This window comes from Bacillus cereus group sp. MYBK79-1 (assembly GCF_051915365.1).
In the GTDB taxonomy this organism is placed as follows: domain Bacteria; phylum Bacillota; class Bacilli; order Bacillales; family Bacillaceae_G; genus Bacillus_A.
Map to the genome: position 1 here is coordinate 1 of NZ_JBQAEO010000014.1, position 21,242 is coordinate 21,242.

Consider the following 21,242-nt stretch of genomic DNA (forward strand, 5'->3'; position numbering starts at 1 on the left):
ATATATATCGAAGCTGTTCCTCCCTAATTTATAAGACATTCCCCAGTGTCTTGAACAGCTTTCCATCCCTAATTAAATTGACATAAATTGTCCCCTTCCCTAGGCCATCATATATGATGGCCTTATTTTTTATTTCTTGCCGCTATTTTTCAACATACATACTTGTTTCACCAATCTATAAAAACAACATTATTCATCCCTATTTCTATTCCAGAAAAATATTTTTCCATTATAAATTTTCAGAATATATTGTCATCCCTTTATATTTTCAGTATAATCACCTTATAAAGTAACTTTATAAGGATAAGGGGGATTTTTATTGAAGCAAACAAAAGCTATCCTAATCGCATTGTTTCTTGGCCTAGTTGTTGGACTCACTTTAAATTTAACTGCACCGTCTATTTTTGAACCATTAAATGAGTATGTGTTCAATCCACTCGGTCAGTTGTTTATTCGCCTCATTAAAATGCTAGTTGTTCCTGTTGTATTTATTTCCATCGTACTTGGGGCTGCTGGTCTTGGCGATCCAAAACAACTTGGAAGAATTGGTTTAAAATCTATTTCATTCTTTCTTACAACAACAGCAATTGCAATTTCAATTGCAATTACATTTGCACTTATTGTAAAACCAGGGACTGGAGGTAATTTCAAAACAGAAGGTCTTACTTATGAAGGTGCAAAAACTGAAACTTCTTTCGTCGACACGCTACTTAACATCGTGCCAGATAATCCAGCAAAAGCGATGGCTGATGGTAACATGTTACAAATCATTGCCTTTGCCGCATTAATCGGACTCGGTTTAGCTGTTTTAGGAAAACGAGTTCAAGGTATTCATTCATTACTTGAACAGGGCAACGAATTAATGATGTATCTCGTTAATCTCGTTATGAAATTAGCTCCAATTGGAACATTTGGCTTGCTCGCTTCATCCGTTGGGAAAATGGGTCTTGCAGGCGTCGCTGCGATGTTCAAGTATATGATTGTCGTTATGCTAGTACTTATTATTCACGGCATCTTCGTATATGGCGGATTATTAAAGGTATTAGCAAAAGAAAGTATTGTCCGTTTCTTTAAACATTTCGGGCCAGTAATGGCAATTGGGTTTAGTACATCTAGCTCTAATGCATCTCTTCCATTTGCAATGAAAACCGCACAAGAAAAACTTGGTGTTCCAAAAGCGATAAGTTCTTTTGTACAACCACTAGGTGCAACAATTAATATGGACGGTACTGCCATTATGCAAGGCGTAGCAACTGTATTTATCGCTCAAGTATACGGAGTTGAACTTACACTCCCCCAGCTAGCTATGGTCGTATTAACTGCTGTACTAGCTAGTATCGGCACTGCTGGTGTACCAGGTGTTGGACTTGTAATGCTGACAATGGTTTTAAATCAAGTAAATCTACCAGTAGAAGGTATTGCCTTAATTATCGGTATTGACCGCATTCTAGATATGTCAAGAACAGCTGTAAATATTTCTGGTGATGCAATTTGCGCAATGATTGTCGCAAAATCAGAAGAAAAATATAATACGGATCAATCTGCAGCATCTTAAATCAAAAAAGGAGTGAATTATTTCACTCCTTTTTTGATTTACTTCCTTTTTTCGAACGATATTCTTTTCCTTTATTATCATTACCAGTCTCAAATTCAGAACTAAACTCTTGCTGAAATTGCCCTGATTTCGGTGAGCCTTGATTTCCGCTCCCTTTACTACCATTTCGATTTGTCATATTTCTGCCCCCTTTCTTTACTAGTAGTATGTTACAGATTTTCTTTTTTATAATCTTTTACATACGAAAGAAGACCTTCCTCATATAAGGAAAGTCTTCACCTTTATTTCGTAAGCGTTTTCTTACTAATAATGACTTAAATAAGTTTTTTAGAAATAGATATCATTATATTCATTTCTTCTTCTGAAAGCGTAGAAAATCTTTCTTGTAAATATTGTTTTTTCGCACCTTCCATTTTCGCAACTAAATCTTTTCCTTGTTCTGTAATCTCCAAATATACAACTCGTCGATCTGACGTAGAACGTGAACGAGTTACAAAACCTTTATTAATTAATTTTTCTGTAACAGCTGTAATATGACTATTCGACACATTTAACTCATTCGCTACACGTGATACCATTTCTTTATTCGTACGATTCAATATTCTAAGGACGATGAACTCATTCCACGGTATGTAACCACCAAATATTTTTCCAATATCATTACGCAACGTGCGGAACATAGCAAAAACATTTGTCGATAGTTCTTCCATTAATTGCTCTCGATTTTGAGACAACTTTGACAGCCCCTTTTATTTCATTTAGTTAAATAAAAACCTTATTAATAATCTTACATGAAATCTTACTTTTTGTCACCTTATTTTCCCATAATTCGTAGTTTTTTAATAGATATTTCATGGTACAATAAAGTTGATTTTCCAGAAAAAGGAGTTGGAGTAGTGAGTGAAGAAGAAAAATTTTCTAATCTCAATCTAAAAGATAAGACTTTGATTATTGGTTTTGTTATTCTGTTTCTCATTATAATTTTTGCCTTTATATTCTTTGTATATGTAGGGATCTTTCAAATTACAGGTATAGAATATTCATCAAGAACAGCTCTACTACTCTTTTTTTTACTTATTCTTTTATTAGATGGCATTACATATTTTATATTCATTTTCTTTAAAGTGCTTCTACATCCAATAATGACAAGCATACCCAATTGGCTCTCAATCGCTCTGCTCTCAATCATTGAAATTACGCTAGATTGGTTCGTCATTCATACTGCCGACGATTGGATAGAGAGCGTACAACTATCCAACATTGCTGAATTATGTGTCGTACTATTCCTTTTCCTATTAAGTAAATTATTAAGTGACAAGAAAGAGTAAGAATACAAGCTTTTCTATATAAAAATTGGTACAATGAAAATAAATTATACTAAAGAGGTGTTATTTATGAACTTACAACAATGGGCTGATAAAGGTATGTCCTTTGATACATATGTGAATGAAATGAAAGTAAATCAATACGAGCTACTGCACATTTACAATAACTTTTTAATTCCAAATGAATTACTTCCTGTATTAGAAGAACGCCAAAATGACGGATGGCGTGTTATCGTATTAACAGCTGATTGGTGTGGTGATGCTCTTTTATGCGTACCTGTTATGAAACGAATTTCTGAAGTTGCAAATATTGAAATGTCATTATTAATTCGCGATGAAAACTTAGAATTAATGGATCAATATTTAACAAATGGAACAGCACGTGCCATTCCAATCTTTATTTTCATTGATAAAGATGGAAATGAACAAGCCGTTTGGGGACCACGCGCTCCAAAAGTACAAGAGTTAGTAACTTCAATGCGCGCTACATTACCTGAAAAAGAAGATCCAACATTCGAAGAGAAACAAAAAGAAATGTACGCTAATTTCCGTGCTACATTAGCTGATGATACTTCTCTTTGGGAACATGTAATGGAAAATATGATGGAAAAAGTAGTAAAATAAAAAACTGCCGAGTTCGGCAGTTTTTTTATTACATAATGAAGAAATAGAATACCGCAGCTAAAATGAAACGGTAATAAGCAAACGGTGTTAGTTTTACACGAGATAATAATTTTAAGAATGAAACAATTGCAAGCATCGCAACAACGAATGCTGTAATAAATCCTGTTGCAAATAATGGTATATCAGCCGCACTTAATATATCCCAGCTTTTAATTAAATCTAAGCCACTTGCAGCTACCATCATTGGTACCGCTAAAATGAATGTATATTCAGCCGCCGCTGTATGTGACACGCGAGCTAATAAACCACCACTTATTGTAGAACCAGAACGAGAAAATCCTGGCCAAAGCGCTAAACATTGGAACATTCCGATTGTAAATGCTTGTTTATATGTGATTTCATCTAATGTTCTTGCTGTACTTGGTTTTGAAAACTTCTCAGCAACAATCATTAAAATACCGCCAGCTACTAAGCTAATGACAACTGGTCCTGGTCCAAATAAAACTTCTTTAATTGTACTATGGAACAATACGCCAAGTACGCCGGCAGGAATCATCCCGATAATAATATGTAATAAATTTAACGATGGTCCGTCAGTTACTTTCCCTATACCGACTAAAGACCATAGTCTCTTCCAAAATATAACGACAACTGCTAAAATCGATCCCAATTGAATAACAACTTCAAAAACTTTCGCTCTCTCGTCGTCAAATCCAAGTAAATGTCCTGTTAAAATCATATGCCCTGTTGATGATACTGGTAAAAACTCTGTTAACCCTTCAACAGCACCCATGATTAAACCAATTAACCAATCAGCCACAAGTAGTGCCTCCTTAATAACGAATATGTAATTTTTCACACCTTATCATAATACCTTATCCCCTTTTAAAGTGCATCTTTTTTTTATTGATTGTACATGTTGTATACGCGTATTTCTTTTCTATTTTTTGATTAAATTGTATGATAGTAAGAGTTTGTTTTTTTAGCGGAAAGGGGATTTTATGAAAGAAACTAATTCATTCTCACAAAAATTAAAGCAATTTGTATTGCTATTTTTCCCGATTTTCGTTACGCAAATGTCATTATTTGCAATGAGTTTTTTCGATACGACAATGTCAGGACATGCAAGCCCCATTGATTTAGCAGGTGTTGCAATCGGAACGAGTATATGGATTCCAGTTAGTACGGGATTAACTGGAATTTTGATGGCCACTACTCCAATTGTTGCACAACTTGTTGGATCTAAGAAAAAAGAGGATGTTCCTCACGTTGTTATACAAGCAGTATATTTAGCAATTTGTGCTAGTTTTGTTGTTATCCTTATCGGATTCTTCGCTGTTACACCTATTTTAAACGGCATGCGATTAGAAGAACCTGTGGAACGTATTGCAGCACAGTTTTTAAGTATTATTGCAATTGGAATTATTCCCTTATTTACTTACACTGTTTTACGCGGATTTATTGATGCATTAGGAAAAACTCGTACAACGATGATCATTACATTACTATCATTACCAATTAACGTAGTATTAAATTATGTATTAATTTTCGGTCATTTCGGTTTTCCAAAACTCGGTGGTGTCGGAGCAGCAATTGCTTCTGCAGCAACCTATTGGTGCATTTTAATTATTACAGTTATCATTATTCGTACGAAAGAGCCTTTCGCATCTTTCCATATCTTTAAACAATTATATCGTCCTTCTCTTTCGAGTTGGAAAGAATTCTTAAAACTTGGCGTCCCTATCGGATTTGCTATCTTTTTTGAAACGAGTATTTTCGCTGCTGTAACACTTATGATGAGTAATTTTAGCACGACAACAATTGCAGCTCATCAAGCAGCTATGAACTTCGCTTCCTTGTTATATATGACTCCTTTAAGTTTAGCAATGGCAATGACCATCGCTGTTGGATTTGAAGTGGGAGCAAAGCGATATGATAACGCAAAACAATATGGATTTATCGGGATTGGCTTAGCGCTTGCATTCGCCCTATTATATTCCATTCTTCTTTACTTCTTTGATGATGAAATTGCTTCTATTTATACAACAGATGTACAAGTTCATCATTTAGCAAAAGAATTTCTTATATTTGCGATTTTATTTCAAATTTCAGATGCAATTGCAACGCCTGTACAAGGGGCACTACGTGGTTATAAAGACGTAAATGTTGCCTTAATTATGACATTAATCGCTTATTGGGTAATAGGTCTCCCTCTCGGTTACATATTAGCAACGTATACGGACTGGGCAGCAAAAGGATATTGGATTGGCCTTATTATCGGTCTAGCATTTGGCGCTATCTTCCTTCTTGTCCGTCTCTTTCAAGTGCAAAGACAATATACAACAGAAAACCACCGCTCACGATAGAGGGTGGTTTTCTTTATGCATATTTTTTCTATGAACGTATAACATAATGAAAAAGAAAGGTGGATACATATGGACGAAAAAGAAAAAAAGCAATCATTCGATGAAGAATTCGCCCCTGAAATTTCACCTGGATATCGGCAAGATGTACATAAGCCACCTAAATATAAAAACACTTCGTTTTTAATGGGTATTACCATTTTCGCTGCTGTATTACTTGTGCTTATCATTTTCGTTTATTTTTGATGGAAGGTGATTTATTATATGAAGAAACAAGATTCCAATCGTTCAAAAAGAACTGTAAAAACAGAAAAAGGATATGCAGGTGATTCTGTTCTTACGCAGAAACAAGTCGAGCAAGGAAATTTATATATTGCTCAAAAAGAACTTGGTCAACAAAATGAAAATCTTTAAAATCCCTCAAAGAACTGGGGGATTTTTTTATCGGCTATTTGTGGCACTTTATTGTACATACTGCTTTTGTTCTAACACCTTAAATATATTATTAACCTTTACAATTTTCATTTCATAATTCAATTTCATTTCGCTTCTCTTACCATTTTCAGTACCCGCAACGTACGCTGCAGTTTGATAACGAAAACTTTCATCCGTCACTTCACGTATGTCCTCGTTTATAAATTTATACTCTAAATCCCGAAACCGATTTGGATAATAATTTCCTATTAATTGTTCATATCCTCTATTTACAAATAGTTCTTCACCTTTTCGTTTCACATCTTCTTTATTATTAAGCTCAAACACTGATAATTGCTCTGTCACAAAATGTTCTCCTACCTTTTTCATTTCATTATGAGTTAAAGCTTCTATACTTTTGTTCTTTAATTCATTATTTAATCCGTACTGATCAATCGGTTTAAAGCTAGCAAAAACCTCTTCTTTATATGACCAAAACAATCCAAAAGCGATACATAGAGAAATGATGAATAGTCTTTTCTTCGTAATACTCCCGCCCTTCTTCATAATGATAGTTATATTTTAACATATAGAAAGAAAATTCTGATATCATAAAATGGAATAAATGAACTTAGAAATGAGGAACAATTATGGACTCTTACAAACAGTATATAAAAGATGCTTTGCCTAATCTTTCTATACATTCATATAAACAAAATGAAGAAGGATGGGATAATGTAGCGGTTATAGTAAATGATGAGCTACTGTTTCGTTTCCCTAGAAAACAGGAATATGCAATGCGAATTCCGTTAGAAAACGAATTATGCACACTGCTCTCTTATTCACTACATGAAATTGAGGTTCCAAAGTATCACCTATTCTATAAAAAGGATACTGATACTATTCCACTTTGCAGTTACTATACTCTCATTCATGGTGAACCGTTAAAAACAGAAATAGTTACTACACTAGAAAAACAAGAACGGAAAGTACTTATTACACAATTAGCCACCTTCCTTGCGGCTCTACATAGTATTCCTTTAAAACGTGTGAAAGCGTTAGGATTCCCTGTTGAAAAAACACTTACCTACTGGAAAGAGCTACAAACTAAGTTAAATCAGTATGTTACTAATAGTCTTACTTCGTTACAGAAATCATCTTTAAATCGTTTATTCGAAAATTTCTTTACTTTTATCGATACAACCAATTTTCAAAATACAATTATTCACGCTGATTTTACACATCATCACATTTTATTTAATAAGCAGAACAAAAACATTTCAGGGATTATCGATTTTGGTGATGCTCAAATTGGCGATCCTGCTTTTGATTTTGCTGGGCTATATTATGATTTCGGACGTGAATTTACTACATCTGTATATGAACAATACAGTACGCTTATTTCACACGATGATCCACTACTCATTCACCGCATCACGAGTTTTTATCAGTACAGTCCTTTACTACATAATATTATTTATAGCTTTGAAACAAAGAATGAACTTGCATTCCTAGCGGGTACAGGACAATTGAAAGTAATACTACAGGGATGAGATTACATTCTCTCCCTATACTCTCTCTCCTCATACATCATTAACTTTTTATCCATTTCAACAATGACTTGATACAGTTGAAATGCTTGTAAAATTTGCAGTTGAATCTCAAAAGGAGCATTCTGTTCTTTTAACCATTGAAATACTTTCGTTTCATCTCTCATTGATTATTCCTCCCTTTATAAAAATCTGCTACAAATATACGGTAAATGATGAAAAGCTTTTCATGTCAATAATAAAAAAGGATGCAAAGTTGCATCCTTTAATGTACGATATTTTTCTTTTGCTTCGCTTCTTTCTTTGCTTCTTCCCCTTGGCATTCACTACGAAACGCACAACTTATACACTCAGAACGAAAATGACGCTCTGTATAGTGTTCAGGTTGCTGCAACATTTCTTTCATTCTAGATAAATCAGCCATTCCAGTTATAATATCTTCCTGTTTCGAAATGTACTCATACTTAGTTCCTTCTATTAAATTAATAACTTCAATTTTGCCTGGAAGAATGCCGAAAGCTTTATAACTGAATACTGTCATTAGCTTCTGACAAAGAGCAAGCATTTCCTCATCCGCATCGACAACATACTTTTTAATTACAAACGACTCAGTACTCCACTCACCAACTTCTAATGTCAATGACATGTGGACACCTAACTCTTCCATATATGTTTGAAATTTTTCATATAAAAATAACGGCGGTGTCTGACTATCATCTCTTTCAACAAACTGTAATAAGTGATCCGTTAACTTTGCTAACACAATATAATACTCCGTCTTCGAAGCAAACATATTAATCCTTACTTTTTTCCAATACTTTTCTATTAATATTAAAAGTACGATTTTCGTTTGTTGGCCCGCAGGTAGTGTGTAATATTCGTTAATAATTCGATTCACAATCATTTGTGCGATTTGTTGCCATTCAAACGAAGAAGGTTCTCTTCTTTTTATATGACGAAAATAAAATTTATGCGGACAACGCATAAAATCATACAAATGATAATCTGTCATCGTTTTGATTGCGATTTTCTCGTGCACTTGCTCTTCATCTCCCTTCTGCCATTAAGAAAGGTGTTTTACAAATTCAGCTCCAAACTGTAAACATTTTTCTACATCTTCATCTTCTGGCGTTAATTCTACTTTTAGTCCTTCTAACACAACTGCCGCTCCGCGCTCTTGTAGCTTTTCTATTAAAATGTCAACCGCCAAACCGTATTTCGGATAAGCTGAATCACATGACCCGAATACTACCGCTTTTTTCCCAGTTAAATCAATAGAATCCATTGCATCATAAAAATCTAAGAAATCATCAGGAAGGTCACCGTCTCCCCAAGTGTAAGCACCTAAAATAATTCCATCATACTGTTCTAATATAGAAGCTTCTGGTGAATCCATAATATCGATAACTTCAATTTCATTTTCTGTTTCACGAATTGCACCGGCAATATGATCAGCCATTTCCTCTGTATTTCCACTCATACTTGCAAAAATCATTACTAACTTACTCAATTGAACCTCTCCCTTTACTTTGTATCTCTTTTTCTGTTTGAATGCTCTTCTTCTCATCTACATATTCAGAACGAATTACATTTCGTTGCCATTCCATATGCTGATCAACATCTTTATTTTTATCTTTTAATCCCCTCCGCAGAAGGTGAAATTTTTTTCTCATTAACATGTCGCATCCATCCTATTGATAATAATTATCAATTTCAACTACATTTAGATTAATTGACATTGATTATCAATGTCAATAACTATTTTAAAAAAAATGATTAAAATGTACAAGCTTGTCCGTTAGCTATTCATATACTATAAATGAGCATAGTTCTTTCTCAGCCCTCTCTGACGGAAAGAAATAAAAGCAACTGCGATAGAGCGCAGTTGCCTTTTTTTATACTTTTTTATGATTTTAGTAGTCTTATCGCTGTCTCTAGAAATAATTCCACTCCATAAATTAGAGAGGATTCATCTACATCAAATTTTGGATGATGATGCGGGTAGCAAGTATTTATCGTTTCATTACCTGTTCCTAGTTTAATGAAACAACCAGGTGCTTTTCTTAAATATGCTGAAAAATCTTCTCCTCCCATAGAAGGTTCCAGCTTCACAACACACTCATTCCCAAACAAATGTAGTGCACTTTCTTCTACTACTTTTGTAATATATTCATCATTAATAACCGGATCATATCCATATCGATACGTATATGTATAATTTGCTCCATGTGCTTTTGTAATTCCTTTCACGATTTTCTCAATTTTCTCTTCTGCTTCCACTCTTAACTCTTGATTAAATGAACGTACAGTTCCCATTAAAGTTGCTACACTAGGAATGATATTATCAGCCATTCCCCCATGAAACTGCGTAACTGAAACGACCCTTTGCATGAAAGCACTTGTATTTCTTGATACGATATGTTGTAGATTTGTAATAATCTGCGCTCCGATAGCAATAGGGTCTATCGTTTCTTCTGGCCTCGCTGCATGCCCTCCTTTCCCTTGAATTTCAACTGTAAATACGTCTGGTGCCGCCATCATCGGCCCATACGCAATTCCAATCTTCCCGCTCTCAAGTCCTGACATAACATGTAAACCTATTACATAATCAACACCATCCATCACGCCTGCCTCAACCATTTCTTGTCCGCCGCCAGGATACACTTCTTCTGCGTGCTGAAAGAATAGACGAATCTCACCTGCAAAATCTTCCTTTATATTTGATAGTACCTCTGCTGTACTTAGTAAAATAGCTGCGTGAGCATCATGCCCACATGCATGCATCACTCCCTTATTCACAGACGTATAAGATTTCCTTGTCTCTTCTTGAATTGGCAAAGCATCTATATCGGCCCGAATCGCAACTACTTTCCCTCGTTCCGTTCCTCTTTTAATTGCTAGTACACTATACTTCGTCGGTCTCGTTACTTCAAAAGAAGAAAATGAGCATAATGTATCATATATAAATTGCGAAGTTTCTTTTTCATGAAATGATAATTCCGGATGTTTATGAAAATACCGTCTCCATTTCATAATGTTGTCTTCTGAAATAAAATCCTTCCACACCCTCTTCATTAGAGATTCCTCCTTTTAAGAAACTTTAAGAATTCATACATTGACTATGAAAAACACAAACAAATATTGCATTTCTATACATTGTTCCAGGCCAATTTTATACATTCATACAATCCACTTCCTATTTACATATCAAACCCATTACAAATTCATGCTGAATGTAATATAATTGCTAAGTTAGGGATTTTCTTTTTTAGTATTTAGTGCTAATATCAGAAAAGAGCCTTTTGACTTATTTTTACCTAAAATGTGGAATTTTGTTTTTTTCACAATAATGTAGGACATGATACCTACAAAGAGCTATTATTTCATTAAGAGAGGGAAAGACATGGAAAGATTAAAAGAGATATGGTCTCGACCACTCACACAATGGGTTGCAAAGACGGTTTATTACCTTGCAATTTTATTTGCATTACTTTGGTTGTATGGATTCCATGATACAAACACAAGTACATTTATTTACAATGAATTCTAGGGTGGGAACGTTATGAAGTTATTAGAACAAATTGAAAAGTGGGCTGCAGAAACGCCTGATCAAACCGCTTTTGTTTGGCGAGATGCGAAAATTACGTACAAACAATTAAAGGAAGATTCTGATGCGTTAGCACATTGGATTTCTTCTGCGTATCCAGATGATCGTTCACCAATTATGGTGTATGGCCATATGCAACCTGACATGATTATTAACTTTTTAGGTTGTGTAAAAGCTGGACATGCTTATATTCCTGTAGATTTATCTATCCCAGCTGATCGTGTACAACGTATCGCTGAAAATTCTGGTGCGAAACTACTTTTATCAGCAGCAGCAGAAGTAACTGTAACTGATTTACCAGTTCGCATTGTAAGTGAAAACAACTTAAAAGATATTTTCTTTACTCATAAAGGGAACATTCCAAATCCTGAACATGCGGTAAAAGGTGATGAGAACTTCTACATTATTTACACATCAGGAAGTACAGGTAATCCGAAAGGGGTTCAGATTACTTATAACTGCCTTGTAAGCTTTACACAATGGGCTGTAGAAGATTTCAACTTACAAACAGGGCAAGTATTCTTAAACCAAGCACCTTTCTCATTCGATTTATCTGTCATGGATATTTACCCATCATTAGTAACAGGTGGTACACTTTGGGCAATCGATAAAGATATGATTGCACGTCCAAAAGACTTGTTTGCTTCTTTAGAGCAATCGGATATACAAGTATGGACTTCAACACCATCTTTCGCAGAGATGTGTTTAATGGAAGCATCTTTCTCTGAAAGTATGCTTCCAAACATGAAAACATTCTTATTCTGTGGTGAAGTATTACCAAATGAAATAGCTAGAAAATTAATTGAGCGTTTCCCGAGAGCAACAATTATGAATACGTACGGTCCAACAGAAGCTACTGTCGCTGTAACAGGTATTCACATTACAGAAGAAGTACTTGATCAATACAAATCACTTCCAGTTGGATACTGTAAATCAGACTGTCGCCTTCTTATTATGAAAGAAGATGGCACGATTGCACCTGATGGTGAAAAAGGTGAAATCGTAATTGTCGGTCCAAGCGTAAGCGTTGGATATTTAGGAAGCCCTGAATTAACAGAAAAAGCATTTACTATGATTGACGGTGAGCGCGCCTATAAAACAGGCGATGCTGGCTATGTTGAAAATGGTCTTCTATTCTATAATGGTCGTCTTGATTTCCAAATTAAGCTGCATGGTTATCGAATGGAATTAGAAGAAATTGAGCATCACCTTCGTGCGTGTTCTTACGTAGAAGGAGCAGTTATCGTTCCAATTAAAAAAGGTGAGAAATACGATTATTTATTAGCGGTTGTTGTTCCTGGAGAACATTCATTTGAAAAAGAATTCAAATTAACATCTGCAATCAAAAAAGAACTCAATGAGCGATTACCAAACTACATGATTCCACGTAAATTCATGTATCAATCTTCTATTCCAATGACACCAAATGGAAAGGTAGATCGCAAAAAATTATTGAGTGAGGTTACAGCATGACCGCATATGGATCATTTTATTTTTTCGCTATAGTGGGCATTTTATTAATACCTACTATCATAGCTGGATTAAAAGGTAAAATGTTGCGTAAATATAATGCCGTTTTAACATTAGTCATGCTTGCTATTATCTTCTCGGATAAACCGAAGCAAGCGATTATGTTAGCCGCATTTATTATTTGGCAATATGCCCTAATTAAAGGCTATTTACTTTTAAGAAAACAAAAGAATAGTACATTCACATTTTGTATAGCTGTTATTTTATCGATTTTGCCACTTATTTTGGCGAAAGTCGCACCATTTGTTCCTGAACTAAAATTTGTTGTCTTTTTAGGAATGTCCTATGTAACATTTAGAGCAGTGCAAATGGTATTTGAAGTTCGTGATGGCTTAATTAAAGAACTTTCCTTCTTTAATTTTTGGGAATTCGTTTTATTCTTCCCTGCGATTTCAACGGGACCTATCGATCGCTACCGCAGATTCCAAAAAGATATTCAAAAGCCACCTAGCGCCGAAGAATATCAAAATTTACTATATACAGGATTAAACCGTATTTTCCAAGGTTTCTTGTATAAATTTATTATCGCTTACTTAATAAAGCAATATTTTATGGACCCGGCATTTGCTCAGCAAGATACAATCCTATCCAATATGGTTTACATGTATAGCTATAGCTTATATTTATTCTTCGACTTTGCTGGTTATAGCTCATTTGTAATTGGTGTAAGTTATATGATGGGTATTAAAACACCAGAAAACTTTAATAAACCGTTCATTAGTCGTAACATTAAAGACTTCTGGAACCGCTGGCACATGAGTTTATCATTCTGGTTCCGTGATTTTATTTACATGCGTTTCGTCTTTTTTGCAACGAAGAAAAAGTTAATTAAAAACCGTTACACAATTTCGTATATCGGTGCATTTTTAAACTTTTTCATCATGGGAATTTGGCATATTACTGGTGAGCATGTGTATCAATACATTATTTATGGTCTATATCATGCCGCGCTGTTCATTTTATTCGACATTTTCGAACGAAAAAACAAGAAGCATAAGTTTTGGCCAAACAATAAATTTACACACGTCCTTGCGATTGTAATTACGTTCCACGTTGTATGTTTCGGTTTCCTAATTTTCTCTGGACACCTTAACAGATACTTTTAATGCACCCTTCTTATAACTAGTAAGAAGTTGCACATATAATATATTTCGGATATAAAGGAGATTTTAAAAATGGCAGAATTCAAAGAGCAAGTATTAGATATTTTAGAAGAAGTATGTGAAAACGATATTGTGAAAGAAAACTTAGATGTTCAATTATTTGAAGAAGGTATTCTTGATTCTTTCGCTGTAGTATCTTTATTAGTTGAATTCCAAGAGCGTTTAGATATTGAAGTTTCTATTTCTGATTTTGACCGTGACGAGTGGGCTACTCCAAACATGGTTATTAAGAAGTTGGAAGAAATCCGATGAACAAAGCAAAATTTGGTCCGATGCTTTTAGCATTGGCCCTTTTTGCTGTATTCTTACTTATTCCAACGCGCTTCCTACTTCCACTTTTAAGTGATGAAAAAGTAGAACAAGCTGCCACTTCTTTAAAAGAAGAAAAGATTCAAAGTATGATTTTACAGCAAAAGATGTTAGCAGACTCAAAATACCTTCCGATGTATGGATCATCGGAATTCGCACGTATGGATGCTTACCATCCATCAAATTATTTCAAAGTAAAGCCTGAAGGATTCACACCATTCCTACTTGGACGCGGTGGAACACAAGACCTTGTACATGTATTAAACTTTGCATCTACAATGGATCAATTGAAGGATAAGAAAATGGTATTCGTTCTTTCTCCGCAATGGTTTGTGCCACAAGGTATTGATGAAACACACTTTGCACCTAACTTTTCAAAACAACAAGGTTACCACTTCATTTTCAACGATGATGTAAAACCTGAAATGAAAAAGCAAATTGCAAAGCGTTTATTAAACTTTGAGATTGTTAAGAAAGAAACTTTACTTAAAATTTCGCTTGAAGGTATCGTTTACGATGATACAAAGCATAAAGTAAAAGCACTTGCTGCTAAACCTTTTGCTTATATTTATCGTAACATTTTAGATCGCAAAGATTTATTTACAGCAATGTTTGATATTAAACCGCATAAAGAAAAACTTGACCCTTCATTAAAACAAATGAACTGGGATGAAACTCGTAAACATGCAGATCAAACAGGTGCAGCAGAATCTGGATCTAATGAATATGGTATCGAAGATGGTTACTTCAACAGCAAAATCAAGAAGAAATTAAAGCAACGTGAAGGCTACTTAAAAAATGATGCTTATGATCAATCGCCAGAATATGAAGATTTACAAATTGTACTTGATTTATTAAAACAATCTGGTGCAAAACCACTCTTCATTTCTGTTCCTGTAAAAGGTCCTTGGTACGATTACGCTGGCTTCCCGAAAGAACGCCGCGAATTATACTATAAGAAAGTTCATGAGCAAATTGAGAAAGCTGGATATCCAATTGCCGACTTCTCAAATCATGAGTATGATAAATACTTCTTAAAAGATCATATGCACTTAGGTTGGAAAGGCTGGGTTTATATCGATGAGGCCGTCCAACAATTTTATAAAGCAAACTAATGAAAAGACCGCTTGAATTATTCAAGTGGTCTTTTTCTATATACATTTTGCAATTGTTCGATTACGTTATCTGCTTCTTTCATCACTCGCTCCACAACATTCTGAGCTGATTCTATTCGTGCTAATGATGACGCTTGTCCTGCCCAAAGCGACATATATTCTCCTTTATTATGTTTTGCTGCCTCTTGACGTATTTTAGAGGTTAATACATTTTGCACTGGATACATCGGAAGCCCTTCTTCTTTCCCTTCATGCTTCTCTATAAATTCATTACGAATACCCCGTGCATATTTCCCGGAAAACGCACGAGTCACAGTTGTACTCGTATCTGTACTACGTAAAACCGCTTGCTTATATACATCATGGGTAATACTTTCTTCACTCGTTAAAAAAGCTGATCCCATTTGAACAGCTTCTGCCCCCAGTGTAAATGCCGCAACAAGTCCTTGTCCTTTCATTACACCACCTGCTGCAACAATTGGGATATGCGGGACTGCTGCTACTAACTGCGGAATTAATGCGAACGTCCCAATCATAGCGTCCTGTTCTTTTCCGATAAATGTCCCTCTATGCCCTCCAGCTTCGCTACCTTGACCGACAATAATGTCTACTCCTAATTCAGCAAGCACTTTCGCCTCTGCCACATGAGTAGCTGTTCCGATGACTTTTATTCCTCTTTTTTTTAAGTCATCTATTTCTTCTTTTTCTAACGTTTGAAATGCAAAGCTAACGACTGGCACGTTTTCTTCTACTAACACTTGTAATTGTTCTTTATAACTTTTCGGAAGCTTTAACTGCTCTTCTTCCTCTATACCGAATTCTCTATTCACTCCGCTAAGTAATCCCTTTGCCAAGGTTATCTTCTCTTCTTCTATCTGTATCTCTTTCGTTAACAGTAAGTTAACACCGAAAGGCTTATCCGTTCGTTCCCTTATTTTATAAATTGCGTCACGAATCTGTTCAGGGCTCATATAGCCTGCTCCAAGCGTTCCTAATCCTCCGCTATTACTTACAGCTGCAACAAGTTCTGGCGTCGTAATCGCACCTGCCATACCTGCTTGAATGATTGGATACTTAATTTGTAATATATCTAACACTCGACTTGTAAACATTATTTCTCCTCCTATTCCCCTTATATCTTCTTTATTTGACAAACTTTCCCCTTCTTTTACAAGGGTTGAACTTCCTATGAAGCGAATATATTGAAAGTGAAGGAGGCTGAAAACAATGATAAATCCAAAAGCGTTACAACAAGGTGATACAGTAATGATTATTGCACCGTCTGGCCCACCAACAATTGAAAATGTATTAAAAGGTGTAAACGTACTACAAGAAATGGGATTATCTGTCGTAATCGGGAAGAGTGTTTATGAGAAATATGGATATTTAGCTGGAAGTGATCAAGTTCGTCTCGATGATATACATGAAGCTTTTTCAAATCATAAAATAACGGCCATTTTCTGTGCACGAGGTGGTTACGGAAGTGCCCGTCTCCTCCCTCACATTCAATATGAAATCATTCGGCAAAATCCAAAAATCTTTTGGGGATATAGCGATATTACAGCTTTACATACTGCCTTTTCACGTTATGCAAAGCTCGTTACTTTTCATGGCCCAATGGTGGAAGAGTTAGGTAAAGGGGTAGATTCTCTTTCTTTATCTTCTTTCAATCAACTATTCCATCCGTATTCCACCATCTTATCTGCTTCAGAATGTATCGTACCTACCTCTTCCTGTACCGTTACAGGCACATTGGTGGGAGGGAATTTAACTGTATTAACGAGTATAATTGGCTCATCCTATGAGCTAAATACGGCTAATAAACTTTTGCTCCTTGAAGACATTGGGGAAGAACCGTATCGCATTGACCGTATGTTAAATCAGCTACTTTTATCTGGAAAATTCAATAAATGTAGTGGTGTTATTTTTACAAGTTGTCACGACTGCACTCCTTCTAAACCATCTCGATCATTGCAAACAATACTATATGAATATTTCGCACCATATCATATACCTGTCCTATTCGGTTTACCGATTGGGCATATAAGCCCAAACATCGGGATTCCTCTTGGAGCCACAGCAACAATAAATACAAATAATAAAACACTCTCTATTTCCTCTGGCGTAGCCACTCAGTTTTCAAATTAAAAAGGAAAAGCGATTCCGCTTTTCCTTTTATTTATAATAATTAAAAATTCGTCCAGATGCGATATCTGCAATTTCTTCTGGAATAAATGTTTTACTTATATCAGTTCCAACATTTAATACTGCTGTAGCATCTTTCTCAATGCTACCAAATAACTCTTTCCCACGTATCGTAATAAGGGGCGTTCCTTCTGGCAACACATCTTTTACAAATTCCATTTGTGTAAAGAACGGAACGATCCATCTATCCTCTCCTTGGAAATGACGCAAACGAAGTATTCCTTCTGTTGCCCCGTCCTCTGCTTCTAGTGAACCAGCAACATAAAACTCAGTAGATAAGAGCAATTCATAAAATTCCTTTTGCTTCTGTTTATCGTTCCCTGCTACAACAAGTACTTCTTCTATTCTCTTTACCGGAATTTGCTCCATATGATGCCACCCCTATTTCAAAATGATTGTACTTAGATTATACGAAATATTCTTATTTTTTTCTACATAATTCGCAATTATTTTCTTAAAATAATTTCAATGCTTCTTTTGTCGTCAAAATCGTAGCAAACTCTTCATGTAAATTTACAAGTGTCATATTGTGAATATCTTCTGCACTATACTCTTTACCATCTAGACCTTTACGGTTAAAAGTAGCCGTTGCATCACTCACTAAATATGTTGTAAATCCTAAATTCCCTGCCATTCGTGTCGTAGTCTCCACACAATGATTTGTCGTTAATCCTACAACCACTACTGCATTACATTTGTTCTCTCTTAATTGCTCTTCTAAATTTGTCCCAATGAACGCGCTGTTAACAGATTTCTGAATAACCACTTCCCCAGGTAGTGGTTGCACTTCTTCTTTAAATTTTACCATTTCCGCTCTCTCATAAAATATCGACTGGGCATTTTCTTTATTTACATGTTGAATATGAAAAACTGGTCGCTTCCTTTTTCTCCATTGTTCTAATAAAATTCTCATGTTTTCTTCAGCAAAAAGATTATTTCTCTCACCCCAGTATGGTAATTGAAACGCTTTTTGTACATCAATTATAATAAGTGCTATTTTATTCATCATCATTTTCTCCTTCATTCGGCTGTAATTGAAACAGAAAACCAAGTTGTTGCGACGCAGTAATAAAACAAATATAAGCACAAAGTTCTACAATTTCTTTTTCCGTCCAGTATTGTTTCAATACACGAAACATATTGTCATCTATCGCTTGTTTATCATGAACAAACGTATGTGCAAAAGTAACAGCTACACTTATTTCTTCTACCTTTTGTATATCATCAGGCTTTCCTTTTGCCATACAATACGGACATTCATTCCCGTACGCTAATGTTCTTCTTACTTGTTCCTTCATCTCTGCCGAGAGAATTCCTTTACTATACAGTGTATTCTCTACCATACTCCATGAATGTAATAACTCTGGATTATGCCCTAATAACTTTTGAAACTTTGTATCTCCTATATTTGATAATGAAATTCTCTCCATCATTTCCCCTCCTATTTTCTTCTGTTTTATTGTAAAATAAATAAAGTTCACTTTGCATTTCATATGAATCTTAATTTATGTTTTTCCTTTACAAAAATCATTATTTTACTGGAGGTATATTTACAAATGCAACTAGACCGTGTTGATCGAAAAATTTTAAATGAATTATATAATGATAGTCGCCTGTCCATGCGTGAATTGGCAAAGCGAGTAAACTTATCTGCTCCATCTACTGCAGAACGTGTTCGTAAACTGGAAAGTGAAGGCGTGATTCAAAAGTACACAATTGATATCGATTATAAAAAAGCAGGACTTGTTTTAGATTGTATTTTAGAAATCACTTTAAAAAATGGTGATACAACACGTATGCAACAGTTTATTCAGTCTTATCCATCTGCAAGTTTTTGTTACCGCGTAACAGGGAGCTTATGCTACATTGTAAAAATTTCTGTTCCTTCACTCGTTGAACTTGAAGAATTTATCAATGATGTTTCTTCATATGCAACGACAGTTTCTCATATCGTATTATCAGAAGTATCTCTTACTCCTGATATTGAACATATCTTCCCAGAAGATTAATTAATTTTTATTCATAAAATATAAAAAAACCCCTTACAATAAGAATAAAAATAATATATTATGTATTAAAATACATAAAGTTCTAGAAAGGGGCTTTACATTGAAAATCTGGTTTTATGAAAAAACGGCACAATTAGATGAATTGCTTGGCATTTGGGATAATGTTCCGACTATCCCTCGAATTGGTGAAAAAGTTGAGATTTTAAAAACAGTCCGTACTGTTACAGATATTAAATATGTAAAGAACGGTAATAATTTTCGTGTAGAAATTATTACAAATTAAAAAGTAGCTCCTAAGAGCTACTTTTTAATTATCTATCATGTGCTTTCTTTATAACGATTTTATCTTCTTCTAGAGATACTGTTACATAATCATTTTCTTCTAACCGAAGCTTATTCACAGCCTCATCTGGCAGCTCTACAGCCATCAGTCTATCTGTTACGAACACTTGACTATACTCTTCATTTTCTTGTAATGCACTCACGACTTTTTCCTCATTTATAAAGCGCACTGATGGCACACCCACTTCTTTTACCTTGCGCCATTGTTTCCAAACGTAAGGAATTAACCAAAGTAACCCAACAACTGTAAGACCAATACCAATCCATAAATTACTTTGCGCTTGTAATTCAGGAATTGAAATTGCGCTACTCTCTTCTCCACCGACAAATTGCATACTTGTTGCAATCAAATTATTTAGAGCATGTACAGCGATATTCGTCCATATATTTTTCGTCTTTATGTATAGAAGACACATAACAACGCCAAACATGAACGCGCCAATAACATCAAAATGTCCTAAACCAAAAATCAGTGAAGATATGATTACAGCTTTTTTAATTCCCCATTTATAAGCCATTCGCTGTAAAAAGAATCCCCTAAAAATAACCTCTTCCATAATAGGTGCTAACACACATGCTGAAATGAAAGTAAATATCGTCATATATACGTTACTCGTGTTAATAACATTTCCGTCTTCTAACATAGTAACTAAGAAATTCGGTAACGTATGTGCTAATATGTAAAATTGAATATGAGATATACCAACTGAAAAAATCATTCCCATTATCGTTGCTAATACAATTAATCCCCACGGTAAACGTCCTGGTTTATCAAAAAAACTATTGAATACAACATTATTTTTATTTGTTTTTACGTATAACCAAAATAAAGGAAATACAAAAAATACAGTTATTTGTGAAATAACCTCCATCGTATTCTCAGAAACATTTGCTAGACTTAATGGGATCATCGTAAGGAACAATCCTATAATCATCCATCCAAAAAAACTGCGTAGCCTTATACGTGAAAATGCATAGTGCATATAGAACACCCCCAAAGATAGTAAAATAAATGGTGTGATAATTAAATTATAATATGAATATAGTTGAAATCCTTCCTATTTTTCTCAAATAATTCCGAACAACACATAGTAATCATTTTTCTTTCCATTGAAATCTACGAGAAAGTTA

29 protein-coding genes are annotated in these 21,242 nt (G+C 34.8%); 15 read left to right on the top strand and 14 right to left on the bottom strand.

Annotated elements, in window-relative coordinates:
* Positions 1-319 precede the first annotated feature (319 nt).
* The gene (locus tag ACTFOB_RS19755; RefSeq protein ID WP_440025283.1) at positions 320-1,555 is read left to right on the top strand and encodes a dicarboxylate/amino acid:cation symporter; all 1,236 of its coding nucleotides are present in this window, start codon (positions 320-322) and stop codon (positions 1,553-1,555) included.
* 22 nt (positions 1,556-1,577) lie between these two features.
* Here ACTFOB_RS19755 and ACTFOB_RS19760 read toward each other — a convergent pair whose 3' ends face one another.
* A complete protein-coding gene (locus tag ACTFOB_RS19760) occupies positions 1,578-1,733 on the bottom strand; it encodes a hypothetical protein (RefSeq protein WP_042982698.1) in 156 nt (51 codons plus the stop codon).
* A 136-nt stretch (positions 1,734-1,869) separates the two neighbouring features.
* Entirely contained in the window at positions 1,870-2,289 is a 420-nt protein-coding gene (locus ACTFOB_RS19765; protein WP_000081439.1) for a MarR family winged helix-turn-helix transcriptional regulator, read from the bottom strand.
* A gap of 162 nt (positions 2,290-2,451) precedes the next feature.
* Between ACTFOB_RS19765 and ACTFOB_RS19770 the strand changes: the two genes are divergently transcribed.
* On the top strand, positions 2,452-2,883 hold the full coding sequence (locus ACTFOB_RS19770; protein WP_440025284.1) for a YrvL family regulatory protein: 432 nt from the start codon (positions 2,452-2,454) through the stop codon (positions 2,881-2,883).
* A gap of 33 nt (positions 2,884-2,916) precedes the next feature.
* Complete coding sequence (locus ACTFOB_RS19775; protein ID WP_440025285.1) at positions 2,917-3,504, top strand: thioredoxin family protein; 588 nt, start codon at positions 2,917-2,919, stop codon at positions 3,502-3,504.
* 28 nt (positions 3,505-3,532) lie between these two features.
* Here ACTFOB_RS19775 and uppP read toward each other — a convergent pair whose 3' ends face one another.
* Positions 3,533-4,324, bottom strand: coding sequence for a bacitracin resistance undecaprenyl-diphosphatase (gene uppP, locus ACTFOB_RS19780; protein WP_440025287.1), 792 nt, complete (start codon positions 4,322-4,324; stop codon positions 3,533-3,535).
* 181 nt (positions 4,325-4,505) lie between these two features.
* Between uppP and ACTFOB_RS19785 the strand changes: the two genes are divergently transcribed.
* The 3 genes from ACTFOB_RS19785 to ACTFOB_RS19795 all read left to right on the top strand — a co-directional run bounded on the left by ACTFOB_RS19785 (position 4,506) and on the right by ACTFOB_RS19795 (position 6,281).
* Positions 4,506-5,870, top strand: a complete 1,365-nt coding sequence (locus tag ACTFOB_RS19785) for an MATE family efflux transporter (RefSeq protein WP_440025288.1) — start codon at positions 4,506-4,508, stop codon at positions 5,868-5,870.
* A gap of 69 nt (positions 5,871-5,939) precedes the next feature.
* Positions 5,940-6,113, top strand: coding sequence for a hypothetical protein (locus ACTFOB_RS19790; RefSeq protein WP_000343559.1), 174 nt, complete (start codon positions 5,940-5,942; stop codon positions 6,111-6,113).
* Between the two features lie 18 nt (positions 6,114-6,131).
* A complete protein-coding gene (locus ACTFOB_RS19795) occupies positions 6,132-6,281 on the top strand; it encodes a hypothetical protein (protein WP_000743739.1) in 150 nt (49 codons plus the stop codon).
* A gap of 48 nt (positions 6,282-6,329) precedes the next feature.
* On the opposite strand, the gene ACTFOB_RS19800 is transcribed toward ACTFOB_RS19795, so the two are convergent.
* Positions 6,330-6,848 (bottom strand): biotin transporter BioY, encoded by a 519-nt coding sequence (locus tag ACTFOB_RS19800; RefSeq protein ID WP_440025289.1) that lies wholly within the window; start codon positions 6,846-6,848, stop codon positions 6,330-6,332.
* A gap of 83 nt (positions 6,849-6,931) precedes the next feature.
* Between ACTFOB_RS19800 and ACTFOB_RS19805 the strand changes: the two genes are divergently transcribed.
* On the top strand, positions 6,932-7,834 hold the full coding sequence (locus tag ACTFOB_RS19805; protein WP_440025290.1) for an aminoglycoside phosphotransferase family protein: 903 nt from the start codon (positions 6,932-6,934) through the stop codon (positions 7,832-7,834).
* Between the two features lie 2 nt (positions 7,835-7,836).
* Here the strand turns inward: ACTFOB_RS19805 and ACTFOB_RS19810 are convergent, their stop codons facing one another.
* The 5 genes from ACTFOB_RS19810 to amaA form a co-directional block, all read right to left on the bottom strand.
* Complete coding sequence (locus ACTFOB_RS19810) at positions 7,837-7,998, bottom strand: hypothetical protein (RefSeq protein WP_440025291.1); 162 nt, start codon at positions 7,996-7,998, stop codon at positions 7,837-7,839.
* A gap of 98 nt (positions 7,999-8,096) precedes the next feature.
* A complete protein-coding gene (locus ACTFOB_RS19815) occupies positions 8,097-8,870 on the bottom strand; it encodes a hypothetical protein (protein ID WP_440025292.1) in 774 nt (257 codons plus the stop codon).
* 24 nt (positions 8,871-8,894) lie between these two features.
* Entirely contained in the window at positions 8,895-9,341 is a 447-nt protein-coding gene (locus ACTFOB_RS19820; protein ID WP_440025293.1) for a flavodoxin, read from the bottom strand.
* Positions 9,334-9,510 (bottom strand): hypothetical protein, encoded by a 177-nt coding sequence (locus ACTFOB_RS19825; protein ID WP_440025294.1) that lies wholly within the window; start codon positions 9,508-9,510, stop codon positions 9,334-9,336. Before ACTFOB_RS19825 ends, ACTFOB_RS19820 begins: the two co-directional genes overlap by 8 nt.
* A 226-nt stretch (positions 9,511-9,736) precedes the next feature.
* Positions 9,737-10,906: an N-acyl-aliphatic-L-amino acid amidohydrolase gene (gene amaA, locus ACTFOB_RS19830; protein ID WP_440025295.1), complete on the bottom strand. Its 1,170-nt coding sequence runs from the start codon at positions 10,904-10,906 to the stop codon at positions 9,737-9,739.
* A 328-nt stretch (positions 10,907-11,234) separates the two neighbouring features.
* On the opposite strand from amaA, the gene ACTFOB_RS19835 reads away from it, so the two are divergent.
* The 5 genes from ACTFOB_RS19835 (at position 11,235) to dltD (ending at position 15,555) form a co-directional block, all read left to right on the top strand.
* Entirely contained in the window at positions 11,235-11,381 is a 147-nt protein-coding gene (locus ACTFOB_RS19835; RefSeq protein WP_000440293.1) for a teichoic acid D-Ala incorporation-associated protein DltX, read from the top strand.
* A gap of 12 nt (positions 11,382-11,393) precedes the next feature.
* Positions 11,394-12,911, top strand: a complete 1,518-nt coding sequence (gene dltA, locus ACTFOB_RS19840) for a D-alanine--poly(phosphoribitol) ligase subunit DltA (protein WP_440025297.1) — start codon at positions 11,394-11,396, stop codon at positions 12,909-12,911.
* Positions 12,908-14,074 carry a D-alanyl-lipoteichoic acid biosynthesis protein DltB gene (gene dltB, locus ACTFOB_RS19845; protein WP_440025299.1) on the top strand — a complete coding sequence of 389 codons (1,167 nt, stop codon included), beginning with the start codon at positions 12,908-12,910 and terminating at the stop codon, positions 14,072-14,074. Before dltA ends, dltB begins: the two co-directional genes overlap by 4 nt.
* 69 nt (positions 14,075-14,143) lie before the next feature.
* Positions 14,144-14,383, top strand: coding sequence for a D-alanine--poly(phosphoribitol) ligase subunit DltC (gene dltC / locus ACTFOB_RS19850; RefSeq protein ID WP_000807310.1), 240 nt, complete (start codon positions 14,144-14,146; stop codon positions 14,381-14,383).
* The gene (dltD, locus tag ACTFOB_RS19855; protein WP_429598895.1) at positions 14,380-15,555 is read left to right on the top strand and encodes a D-alanyl-lipoteichoic acid biosynthesis protein DltD; all 1,176 of its coding nucleotides are present in this window, start codon (positions 14,380-14,382) and stop codon (positions 15,553-15,555) included. The genes dltC and dltD overlap by 4 nt, the downstream gene beginning before the upstream one ends.
* A gap of 17 nt (positions 15,556-15,572) precedes the next feature.
* Here dltD and ACTFOB_RS19860 read toward each other — a convergent pair whose 3' ends face one another.
* Complete coding sequence (locus ACTFOB_RS19860; protein WP_440025301.1) at positions 15,573-16,667, bottom strand: NAD(P)H-dependent flavin oxidoreductase; 1,095 nt, start codon at positions 16,665-16,667, stop codon at positions 15,573-15,575.
* Positions 16,668-16,782: 115 nt separating this feature from the next.
* On the opposite strand from ACTFOB_RS19860, the gene ACTFOB_RS19865 reads away from it, so the two are divergent.
* On the top strand, positions 16,783-17,703 hold the full coding sequence (locus ACTFOB_RS19865) for a S66 peptidase family protein (RefSeq protein WP_440025302.1): 921 nt from the start codon (positions 16,783-16,785) through the stop codon (positions 17,701-17,703).
* Positions 17,704-17,730: 27 nt separating this feature from the next.
* Here the strand turns inward: ACTFOB_RS19865 and ACTFOB_RS19870 are convergent, their stop codons facing one another.
* The 3 genes from ACTFOB_RS19870 to ACTFOB_RS19880 form a co-directional block, all read right to left on the bottom strand.
* The gene (locus ACTFOB_RS19870; RefSeq protein WP_087958001.1) at positions 17,731-18,129 is read right to left on the bottom strand and encodes an SseB family protein; all 399 of its coding nucleotides are present in this window, start codon (positions 18,127-18,129) and stop codon (positions 17,731-17,733) included.
* Positions 18,130-18,214: 85 nt separating this feature from the next.
* On the bottom strand, positions 18,215-18,769 hold the full coding sequence (locus tag ACTFOB_RS19875) for a cysteine hydrolase family protein (protein ID WP_440025303.1): 555 nt from the start codon (positions 18,767-18,769) through the stop codon (positions 18,215-18,217).
* The gene (locus tag ACTFOB_RS19880) at positions 18,759-19,253 is read right to left on the bottom strand and encodes a carboxymuconolactone decarboxylase family protein (RefSeq protein WP_440025304.1); all 495 of its coding nucleotides are present in this window, start codon (positions 19,251-19,253) and stop codon (positions 18,759-18,761) included. The genes ACTFOB_RS19875 and ACTFOB_RS19880 overlap by 11 nt, the downstream gene beginning before the upstream one ends.
* 63 nt (positions 19,254-19,316) lie before the next feature.
* On the opposite strand from ACTFOB_RS19880, the gene ACTFOB_RS19885 reads away from it, so the two are divergent.
* Together ACTFOB_RS19885 and ACTFOB_RS19890 are read left to right on the top strand one after the other, a co-directional pair.
* A complete protein-coding gene (locus tag ACTFOB_RS19885) occupies positions 19,317-19,769 on the top strand; it encodes an Lrp/AsnC family transcriptional regulator (RefSeq protein WP_001175498.1) in 453 nt (150 codons plus the stop codon).
* Between the two features lie 100 nt (positions 19,770-19,869).
* Positions 19,870-20,052: a DUF3913 family protein gene (locus tag ACTFOB_RS19890; RefSeq protein ID WP_030024226.1), complete on the top strand. Its 183-nt coding sequence runs from the start codon at positions 19,870-19,872 to the stop codon at positions 20,050-20,052.
* Positions 20,053-20,080: 28 nt separating this feature from the next.
* Here ACTFOB_RS19890 and ACTFOB_RS19895 read toward each other — a convergent pair whose 3' ends face one another.
* Positions 20,081-21,094: a CPBP family glutamic-type intramembrane protease gene (locus ACTFOB_RS19895; RefSeq protein WP_440025305.1), complete on the bottom strand. Its 1,014-nt coding sequence runs from the start codon at positions 21,092-21,094 to the stop codon at positions 20,081-20,083.
* Between the last annotated feature and the right edge of the window lie 148 nt (positions 21,095-21,242).